The organism is Rahnella sp. P4_A8 (assembly GCF_056402435.1).
Window position 1 is genome coordinate 59,857 of sequence record NZ_JBFUHK010000020.1, and the last position, 9,977, is coordinate 69,833.

The 9,977-nt window shown below is 51.2% G+C and carries 9 protein-coding genes and 2 tRNA genes; 2 read left to right on the forward strand and 9 right to left on the reverse strand.

The window, feature by feature from the left end:
• Window positions 1–16: 16 nt before the first annotated feature.
• Window positions 17–118, reverse strand: a complete 102-nt coding sequence (gene ilvL, locus AC1DUO_RS12680) for an ilv operon leader peptide (protein WP_015699153.1) — start codon at window positions 116–118, stop codon at window positions 17–19.
• 132 nt (window positions 119–250) lie between these two features.
• Window positions 251–1,489 carry an MFS transporter gene (locus AC1DUO_RS12685; RefSeq protein ID WP_013577549.1) on the reverse strand — a complete coding sequence of 413 codons (1,239 nt, stop codon included), beginning with the start codon at window positions 1,487–1,489 and terminating at the stop codon, window positions 251–253.
• 366 nt (window positions 1,490–1,855) lie between these two features.
• On the opposite strand from AC1DUO_RS12685, the gene AC1DUO_RS12690 reads away from it, so the two are divergent.
• Window positions 1,856–3,391, forward strand: coding sequence for a YifB family Mg chelatase-like AAA ATPase (locus AC1DUO_RS12690; RefSeq protein ID WP_119262189.1), 1,536 nt, complete (start codon window positions 1,856–1,858; stop codon window positions 3,389–3,391).
• A gap of 25 nt (window positions 3,392–3,416) precedes the next feature.
• Here the strand turns inward: AC1DUO_RS12690 and AC1DUO_RS12695 are convergent, their stop codons facing one another.
• Window positions 3,417–3,755, reverse strand: a complete 339-nt coding sequence (locus AC1DUO_RS12695) for a MaoP family protein (RefSeq protein ID WP_013577551.1) — start codon at window positions 3,753–3,755, stop codon at window positions 3,417–3,419.
• Window positions 3,756–3,873: 118 nt separating this feature from the next.
• Here AC1DUO_RS12695 and hdfR point away from each other — a divergent pair, with 118 nt between their 5' ends.
• On the forward strand, window positions 3,874–4,698 hold the full coding sequence (gene hdfR, locus AC1DUO_RS12700) for an HTH-type transcriptional regulator HdfR (RefSeq protein ID WP_037035439.1): 825 nt from the start codon (window positions 3,874–3,876) through the stop codon (window positions 4,696–4,698).
• Window positions 4,699–4,710: 12 nt separating this feature from the next.
• On the opposite strand, the gene yjfF is transcribed toward hdfR, so the two are convergent.
• The 6 genes from yjfF to AC1DUO_RS12730 form a co-directional block, all read right to left on the reverse strand.
• The gene (gene yjfF, locus AC1DUO_RS12705) at window positions 4,711–5,697 is read right to left on the reverse strand and encodes a galactofuranose ABC transporter, permease protein YjfF (protein ID WP_013577553.1); all 987 of its coding nucleotides are present in this window, start codon (window positions 5,695–5,697) and stop codon (window positions 4,711–4,713) included.
• Window positions 5,697–6,716 carry a galactofuranose ABC transporter, ATP-binding protein YtfT gene (gene ytfT / locus AC1DUO_RS12710; protein ID WP_015690591.1) on the reverse strand — a complete coding sequence of 340 codons (1,020 nt, stop codon included), beginning with the start codon at window positions 6,714–6,716 and terminating at the stop codon, window positions 5,697–5,699. Before ytfT ends, yjfF begins: the two co-directional genes overlap by 1 nt.
• A 12-nt stretch (window positions 6,717–6,728) precedes the next feature.
• Entirely contained in the window at window positions 6,729–8,210 is a 1,482-nt protein-coding gene (gene ytfR / locus AC1DUO_RS12715; protein ID WP_183065415.1) for a galactofuranose ABC transporter, ATP-binding protein YtfR, read from the reverse strand.
• Window positions 8,211–8,320: 110 nt separating this feature from the next.
• Window positions 8,321–9,277, reverse strand: a complete 957-nt coding sequence (gene ytfQ / locus AC1DUO_RS12720) for a galactofuranose ABC transporter, galactofuranose-binding protein YtfQ (RefSeq protein ID WP_013577556.1) — start codon at window positions 9,275–9,277, stop codon at window positions 8,321–8,323.
• A gap of 405 nt (window positions 9,278–9,682) precedes the next feature.
• Window positions 9,683–9,758: transfer RNA gene (locus AC1DUO_RS12725), tRNA-Trp, on the reverse strand.
• Window positions 9,759–9,811: 53 nt separating this feature from the next.
• Window positions 9,812–9,888 (reverse strand) — tRNA-Asp (locus tag AC1DUO_RS12730).
• Between the last annotated feature and the right edge of the window lie 89 nt (window positions 9,889–9,977).

Consider the following 9,977-nt stretch of genomic DNA (forward strand, 5'->3'; position numbering starts at 1 on the left):
TCAGGTTCAGGCTTGTTTAATAAGCCTTTCTTCGTCCAAGTGCAGCCCCGCACGGTGGGATAATAATCACCACCACGCTAATCACGACTAGGCTAACTACGAGGAGAAGGGCTTTCATTTTTAGGTTTCTAAAATTCATATTGCGAACGATTGCCTACAGAGTTATCACAGTAAGATGATTAATGACAACATTTTTCTTGCGTTATTATTTGCAGTCCGTTGCAGAAACCATGAAAAATCATCTGAAAAATCAAAACTTAGCGTGATGATTTGCCGTTTGATTATTTATTGCTCCAGCAATCGCTTTTCCGCGGGTATCCCGGCCAAATGCCACCAGAACAGAAATCAGAATGGCGACAGTACCGGCCACAATTGCCATCGCCAGTCCGTAGTTGTGTCCGTGGCTTTCGGCAATGTAAGCCTGAAGCGTCGCATTAACCGAAGCAATCAGATTACCGAGCTGGTAAACAAACCCCGGCAGAACCGCGCGCGTGTTAGCAGGCACCAGTTCGGTCAGATAAGTCGGCACGACGCCCCATGCGCCCTGCACCATAAACTGCATCAGGAACGCGCCCAGCCCCAGCATCCATGAACCGCCGGAGAAGGCCCATAATGGAATGACCGGCAGTGAAAGCAACGCGGCGATAATAATCGCTTTCTTACGACCAATTTTCTCAGACAGCGAACCAAAGAAGATCCCACCGATAATTGACGCAATGTTGTAGCTTATGGCGATTAAACTGACGGTATGTGCGTCAAAACCGTGCTGAACTTTCAGGAACGTCGGATAGAGATCTTGCGTACCGTGGCTGAAGAAATTAAAACCCGCCATCAGCACAACCAGATAAATACATAGCTTCCAGTTTTTCTTCAGCACCGGCATCAGTGCCGTGCTTTCGTTGCGTTCCCGCGCCGCCAGCCAGACCGGCGATTCCTGTACTTTGAACCAGATGAAAGGCAGCAGGAAAACCGGCACAGCACCAATCACAAACATGCCGCGCCAGCCGACCACATTAAACAGCAAACCATATACCACCGCCGCCAGCAGATAACCAAACGGATAACCCGCCTGAAAAATCCCCGACATCACGCCACGGGAACGGTCAGGTATGGTTTCCATCGCCAGAGAAGAAGCTACGCCCCAGACACCGCCCATCGCAATGCCGTAAATCACGCGAAGGATCAGGAAAACGGTCAGGGAAGGTGCCGCCGCAGTACACAGCTCGAAGAAAGAAAATAGCGCGATATTGACCATCAGCACCGGCTTGCGCCCGTACTTTTCCGCCGCACGCCCGAACAGCAACGCCCCAATCGGTCGCACGGCCAGCGTCAGCAGTATTGCCAGCGTGACCTGTTTGATATCTACCTGAAATGCCGATGCGATATCGCTGAGCAGGAAGACCAAAATGAAGAAATCGAAAGCGTCGAGAGTCCAGCTCAGAAAGCTGGCGATGGCAACGTTACGCTGCCGAGAAGTCCAACCAAACATGGGTGAGTCCCTATTTCGGAATAGCTGCAGGTAGTGCACTCACCAGGGCATTGCGGAAAATCCCTGGTCAGGCAGAGAGATGTTAATCAGTGTTCTGTATTTGTTTATTTATTGTTAAATACAGCAAGATTAAACACCCCTGCCGGTATTTGCGGCAACTTAATTAGTCCGCTAATTTGTTTCCAGAAACCTTAAACTGTTAAGGAGTATTGCTGTCGTTGCGAAGCAGTTCGCATCCCTTCATGTTAAGTCGGTGACTTGCAGATTATTTTCCCATCGCATTACGCATTGCAGCAAACTTCTTCCCGAAAGCGTTTCCAGCTCAGGCATGCTGCCGTCAGCAGAGCTCATAGCAAAGGAAAAAGCATGTCATTAGCCGTGGTATATACCCGCGCATCGCTGGGGGTTCAGGCACCCGGTGTCTCGATCGAGGTCCATATCAGCAACGGATTACCGGCCCTGACACTGGTCGGTTTACCGGAAACCACCGTCAAGGAAGCCAGAGATCGGGTTCGCAGCGCCATCATCAACTGCGGGTTTACCTTTCCGGCCAAACGCATCACCGTCAATCTTGCACCCGCTGATTTACCCAAAGAAGGCGGCCGGTATGATTTGTCCATCGCGCTGGCGATTCTGGTGGCCTCAGAGCAGCTTCAGGGCGATAAGCTTGAGGAGTACGAGTTTCTGGGTGAGCTGGGCCTTTCCGGTGCGCTGCGCAGCGTAAATGGCGCGATTCCGGCGGCACTTGAGGCGCAAAAAGAAGGCCGGGTGTTGATCCTGCCGCAAAGTAATCAGACGGAAATGACGCTTCTTGATCCCGGTGTAGCGAAGGTGGCCGGGCACTTATTGCAGGTCTGCGCATTCCTTCAGGGCGAGGACAATTTGCCACCGATTGAATTTCCGGCGACGGCGCCTCCGCCCGGGTATCAACCTGACATTGCCGATATCATCGGACAGGAGCAATCAAAGCGCGCGCTCGAAGTGGCAGCAGCGGGAGGGCATAATTTATTGTTGATTGGGCCTCCCGGCACCGGAAAAACCATGCTGGCTAGCCGGTTGCCCGGTTTACTGCCGCCCATGAGTAACGAGGAAAAGCTGGAAACGGCCGCCATTGCCAGCCTGGTGTATAACCCCGAAGATGACGGCGAGTTTTCACGCATCCGCCCCTTTCGTGCACCGCATCACAGCACATCCATGAGCGCGCTGGTGGGAGGCGGGTCGTTACCCAGACCGGGAGAAATATCACTGGCACATAACGGCGTATTGTTTCTCGACGAACTGCCAGAATTTCAGCGCCAGGTTCTTGATGCTCTGCGCCAGCCAATGGAATCCGGCGAAATCACCATTTCCCGTGCACGGGCGAAAGTCCGCTATCCGGCAAGAGCGCAACTGATTGCAGCGATGAATCCCAGCCCGACCGGACACTATCAGGGTATTCATAACCGCACACCGCCACAGCAGGTTTTACGCTACCTGAGCCGGCTTTCCGGGCCATTTCTCGACAGATTCGATCTGTCGATTGAAGTCCCGCTCCTGCCGCCCGGCATTTTGAGCCAGCAAAACCATACGCCTGCGCTCAGGGAAAATAGTGTACAAGTGCGGGAACGGGTACTGACCGCCAGAGAAATTCAGTTAAAACGCGCGGGAAAAATCAACGCGCATCTGAGCAGTAGCGAAGTGGAGACGTACTGTGTGTTAACCAAAGCAGATGCTGAATTTTTGGAAGAAGTCCTGCATAAACTGGGATTATCGGTCAGAGCCTGGCATCGCATTCTGAAAGTCGCGAGAACATTGGCTGATTTGGGCGGCGGGGAATCGATTGAACGAAGACATATTGCTGAAGCACTGAGCTATCGCAGCATGGATAGGCTATTGTTAACTCTACATAAGAGTCTGGCATAAAAAAACGGGGCATCGCCCCGTTTCATTAGTCATCGCTTTCCGTGTAGTCTTCTACAGCGTCAGCCTGCGGTTTACCGCCAGACAACGTGTGGAATTTCTTCGGACGACGAGTGCGGACAATGTATTTGTTCCACACTTTTTCTGCATCCGTTACAGGTTCGCGCGTACCACGGCAAACCTCCAGGAACAGTTTTTCTTCGTCGGTAACGGGCTCACGTTTTCCCAGATCCAGCTCGTTAAAAGCAAAGCCGTAACGTTCTAGCATTTGCGCTTCTTTAATGGTGAAATCGCCATGCCGGGAGAACCCGCGAGGGTAATGTTTATTATCAAAAAAACGACTTGTCGTGGTGAAGCTTTCCGCCATCTGACACGCTCCTAATTCTCTCATGGTCGTGCTGTTATGGCGCGGAGTATTAGTTAGGCTTGACATTGTGTAAAACAAAACATTTAAATCTTAACGACAAAAAATATTGGAGATAGTTTTGGACACGGAATTACTGAAAACCTTTTTGGAGGTCAGTAGAACTCGCCACTTTGGTCGGGCGGCGGAATCCCTTTACCTGACGCAATCCGCTGTCAGCTTTCGTATCCGGCAACTGGAAACCCAACTTGGCGCCAATTTATTCACACGGCATCGCAATAACATCCGCTTAACGCCCGCAGGAGAACGTCTGCTGCCTTATGCAGAGAATCTTATGTCAACGTGGCAAATGGCGAAAAAAGAGGTTGTACGCTCGTTACAGCACACAGAATTGTCGATTGGTGCGACGGCGTCGCTCTGGGAAGCCTATCTGACCCCGTGGCTGCAGTCTCTTTACACCCAGCGTGGCACGCTTAGGCTTGAGGCGCGCATTGCACTGCGTCAGTCGCTGGTCAAACAATTGCATGAAAGACAACTGGATTTGCTGATCACCACCGAGCCACCAAAGATGGACGAGCTCTCAAGTCAGTTACTAGGTAATTTCTCGTTACGACTATTCTCATCGCAGAAAACGGTCAGAAGCGAACAATCACCGTATGTGAAGCTGGAATGGGGCGCTGATTTTCCTCAGCAGGAAAAACTGCAAAACAGCGATCAGGAACCGGTGTTAACCACAACCTCTGCACATCTGACGCGTCAGTTGCTGGAAAATACCGGCGGTTGTGCGTTCCTGCCTGCGCACTGGGCCAAAGAATATCCGCAACTGGCCGCACATGAAGATATTCCGCCGGTGATCCGCCCGCTTTACGCCGTCTGGCTGCAAACCAGCGACCAGCAAGTGTTGATCCGTCAGTTACTCAAAACACCGCTGATCACTAATTTCTGATACCGTCCTGTTTCAGGACGGTTCTGGTCGCGGATGGCGCGCTCTTCTGGCTGTCCAGAAGCTGCCCATCCCTTTTTGCAATCCGATGAAGATAAACAACAAAACGCCCATCACGATTTTGGTCCACCACGAACTAAGCGTACCATCGAAAGTGATGTAGGTTTGGATCAACCCCTGAATAAGCACGCCAAACAAGCTGCCTAAAACTGTGCCTACGCCGCCACTCAGTAACGTCCCCCCAATCACAACAGAGGCGATAGCATCCAGTTCTACACCACTCGCCGCGAGTGCATAACCCGCAGAGGTGTAGAGCGAGAAAATGATGCCCGATAAGACCGCCAGCGTACTGGACAGCATGTAGATATAAATCGTGGTACGCCTTACCGGCACCCCCATCAGCGCAGCCGACACATTGCTACCGCCAACGGCATAGACGTTGTTACCGAATCGCGTACGGTGAGCCAGAATAATCCCGCCAAGCACCACCAGCAACATAACCAGAGCCAGCAATGTGAAACGACCACCACCGGGCATTTTCCAGGCATAATTGGCGAGGAATTCATAAACCGGATGGTTAATCGGCAACGATTCTTCCGAAACAATAAAACTCATACCGCGCACAAAAAACATGCCCGCCAGCGTGATGATGAAAGCCGGCAGTTTCAACGTATCAATGATCCATCCCATCAGCGCACCAAACGTGGTGCCCATCAACAGCACGATGACAAAGGCATAGCCAGGCGCGATGCCATAAGCACCGATGAGTTTCGCCAGCAAAACACCGGTGAAAGCGATAACAGAACCCACTGACAGATCGATGCCGCCAGATAAGATGACAAATGTCATCCCGACGGCCACGATGCCGAGAAACGCGTTATCCGTCAGCAAATCAAAAAACACGCGTGTGGATGCAAAACCGGGGAACTGAGTGAAGCAATAGGCGTATCCGGCCAGGAAAACCACGATAGTAATCAGCAGGGGCAGATTTCTTTTGAGCATTATCCTTTCCTCCGGAACAGATTACTGAAAGAGACGCGGGGCGACTGAACTACCAGTACAGCGAGCACCACCAGAGCTTTCAGCACCAGGTTGAATTCCGGTTTGAAGCCGGAGAGCAGAATGCCGGTATTCATTCCCTGAATGATCAGTGCACCGACAACCGAAAGAAGCAGGTTAAAACGTCCACCCAGTAACGAGCCGCCGCCGATGACGACGGCAAGAATGGCATCAAGTTCCAGCCATAGTCCGGCATTATTGGCGTCCGCTCCGCGAATATCGGCCGTTATGATAACGCCCGCAACGGCCGCGCAAATCCCACAGATGACGTAAGTGGAGATCAGCACTAAACGGGCATTTACGCCGGCGTTATAAGCAGAACGGATATTGATGCCGACTGATTCGATGAACAGGCCAAGCGCTGTTTTCCGCGTCAGTGCCCAGACAAGAACCAGCATAGCGACGGCAATGATCACCGGCATTGGCAGATAGAACAAAGAACCACTGCCAAACTGCGATAGGCCATTGTGTTCAAACGTGACGATTTGCCCTTCCGTGATTAGCTGTGCGATGCCACGTCCGGCGACCATCAGCATCAGCGTGGCAACAATCGGCTGAATTTGCAGAACAGCGACCAAAAAGCCATTCCACAAACCGCATATTGCCCCCACCCCGACCGAGGCCAGCAGCACGATCATCAGCGGATATCCTTGCACCGTCATGGTCGCGGCTGTTGCACCGGCAATCGCCATGACCGCACCGACGGAAAGGTCGATGCCGCCGGTCGCGATAACCAGCGTCATCCCGAGAGCCAGCAAAGCGACAGGGGCACCACGGTTGAAAATATCCACCAGGCTGCCAAACAAGCGGCCATCCTGAATATGGATAGAGAAAAAGCCCGGGGCGACCAGGCTGTCTATGATTAATATTGCGACGAAAGCACCGATTTGCGTGGTGCCTTTTGGAAATACCCATCTTACTTTGCGCGGTTTTCCCGTCATTGGCAGGCTCCTGTTATTCATCACTATCTCCCCTCATTGCGCCGCAATGGCTTTCATAATGGCTGGCACGGAGATATCAGCCTGCTCAATTTCGGCAATATGACGACGGTCTCGTAAGACAACAATACGATCGGCATAACCCGCCAGTTCTTCCAGCTCAGAGGAAATGACCAGTAACGCCAGGCCTTCGTCACAAAGTTTTTCAATCAGACGGATGATTTCTGCATGGGCACCGACGTCAATCCCACGGGTAGGTTCATCGAGAATGAGGAAACGAGGATTGGTTGCAAGCCAGCGAGACAGCAATACTTTTTGCTGGTTACCACCGGAAAGATACTGAATTTCCTGCTCAGTGCCGGGTGTACGGATGCCAAGGAGTTTGATAAATTTTTCGGCGATCTGATGCTGCTCTTTCATGGGTAAAGGACGCAACCAGCCGCGCTGCGCCTGTAAGGCAAGGATGATATTTTCACGCACTGTAGCCGCGCCGATAATGCCATCGGTTTTACGATCTTCCGGGCAGTAACCAAATCCCAGTTTAGCCGCTTTTCTGGGCGTGCTGATGGCGACTTCTTTGCCATCGACACGTGCATTGCCGCTGTCATGCCCTTTAATGCCAAAAATCAGCTGAGCGGTTTCCGTCCGTCCTGATCCCAGTAAACCCGCCAGTCCGACGATTTCCCCCCGACGTACTTTCAGGTCAAAATGTTCGACCACACCTCGACGCCCATAGCCTTTGAAATCCACTAATGGCTCGCCCGTTACATTTCTATGTTCGGTGCGTTTGAGCAGGTTTTCATCAAAACTGTGTCCTAGCATCATCGGCACGAGATCGATACGCGGTAAATCCACCGTTCGTTCAGACCCCACACGCTTACCGTTTCGCAAAACGGTAATCCGGTCGCTGATCCGATAAACCTGATCGAGGAAATGGGTGACGAAAATCATCCCCACCCCTTTATTACGCAGTTGAACCAGAATATCGAGCAACATACTGACTTCTTTGGCATCAAGGCTGGCAGTGGGTTCATCAAGAATTAAAACCTGTGCAGACAGGTCAACAGCGCGGGCAATTGCCACGATTTGCTGAATCGCAATGGAGTAGGTTGAGAGTGGCTGGCTGACATCCAGATGCAGCCCATAGCCTTCCAGAAGGGCGTCGGCCTGTTGTTCCATCTTGCGCTGATTAACCAGCCCGAAACGGGTTGGCTCGCGCCCAATGAACAAGTTGGCAGCAACAGAGATATTTGGCAGGAGATTTACTTCCTGATATACCGTACCAATCCCCAGCGACTGGGCATCAGCAGTACTGATTGGCTCGATCGGTTTTCCGTTAAGAAAGACCTGGCCAGCAGAACGTTTATAGACACCGGTGAGGGCCTTAATCATTGTGGACTTACCGGCGCCRTTCTCACCTAAAAGGGCAACAATTTCACCGCGTTCGAGGGTAAAGTCGACATTTTCCAGCGCTTTTACGCCGGGGAATTCAACTGATAAGCCGCGTACTTCAAGCAGCGTTTCTGAACCAGGATTATCCGTCACGTCACTACTCCTGCTGCATTCGCTATAAGCGAAAAGGGAATAATTGTTACCGGCTTGCCCGTGAGACAAGCCGGTAAACCGGCTCAGTAACCCATGTTTTTCTTCATGTCATACTCTTTCTGAGCCATGTCCGGCAGGATCAACGCGGATTGAGTCTGAATGAATTTCTTCGGTTGCGTACCATCCTTTTTCATCGCAATCAGCGCATCAAATGCCGGGCCAGCCATGTTTGGTGTCAGCTCAACAGAAGCATTCGCTTCACCCGCCAGCATAGCTTTGTAGATATCAGGAACACCGTCGATAGAGACGATTTTGATCTGCGAACCCGGTTTCAGGCCAGCTTCTTTGATAGCCTGAATTGCACCGATCGCCATATCGTCGTTATGGGCGTAAACAGCACAAATGTTCTTACCGTTTTGCTCAGCCTTGATGAAGCTTTCCATTACTTCTTTGCCTTTACTGCGGGTGAAATCGCCGGACTGTGAGCGGATAATTTTGACGTTTGGTGCAGCTTTCAACGCATCTGCAAAGCCTTGTTTACGATTTAACGCCACACTGGCACCGACCGTACCCTGCAATTCGACAACATTACATGGTTTGCCAGCAGCGTCCTTCACCAGCCAGTCACCCGCCACTTTGCCCTCATATACGCTGTCAGAAGCGACTGCAGCAGTGTAAAGAGACGGATCACTGACCTCGATCGTACGGTCTAACAGGAACACAGGGATCTTAGCTTCTTTAGCTTCGGTCAGAACCGGAGCCCAGCCAGTAGCAACAACAGGAGCGATGAAAATGGCATCAACACCCTGTGCGATGAATGAACGTATTGCTTTGATTTGGTTCTCTTGTTTTTGCTGAGCATCAGATATTTTCAGTGTAATACCACGTTTTTCCGCTTCTGATTTAGAGACTTTGGTTTCCGCAGAACGCCACCCAGACTCAGAGCCGATCTGCGAAAAACCAACAACCAGCGGAGCCGCCTGAACTGCGCCACAAAATGCTGTTGCTACTGCTGCTGCCACAAATAAGCGTTTGTACATGTTTCTTTCCTCGCGTGTAGTCTGAGCTACTTTTTGTTATGACTCGTAGGGTACGGCCAGGACGTTTACCCGACATACGCATTCAGCCGCTACGACAGTTTTGTCGGAAAATGGATAAAAGAATGCGGTCAGGGTTTGATAGTCGTCATAAGACGATGATTAGGTTTAGTACATAGGGAAAATGGGAGCATGAGCGAGGTCACATACGGGGAGAACAATCAATTCGTGCATGTATTCAGCCAAAACATGACAAAAAAACAACTGGCAAAAGCGAAGATTTTGAGCCCATTGGTGCAAATAATCCCCAGAATAGTGGGGCTAAGGGGAAGAGGTTAAAAAAATAGAGAGGAGTTTCAGGAAATTGAGACGAAAAAAAACCCCTCGCTTTCGCGAAGGGTTTAAATATGGCAGGGGCGGAGAGACTCGAACTCGCGACACCCGGTTTTGGAGACCGGTGCTCTACCAACTGAGCTACGCCCCTAAATTACGCTTACTATTATGCCTGCTAATTTAGCAGGCATAATTTTTAATAATTGGCGGAACGGACGGGGCTCGAACCCGCGACCCCCTGCGTGACAGGCAGGTATTCTAACCAACTGAACTACCGCTCCACCGGTTCTTTCACACGTATCAGCAATCGTCTGATACCTGTTTGTTCCTGTTATTTTCCTTGTCAGGGGAAAAGGAACACGTTCTTTAT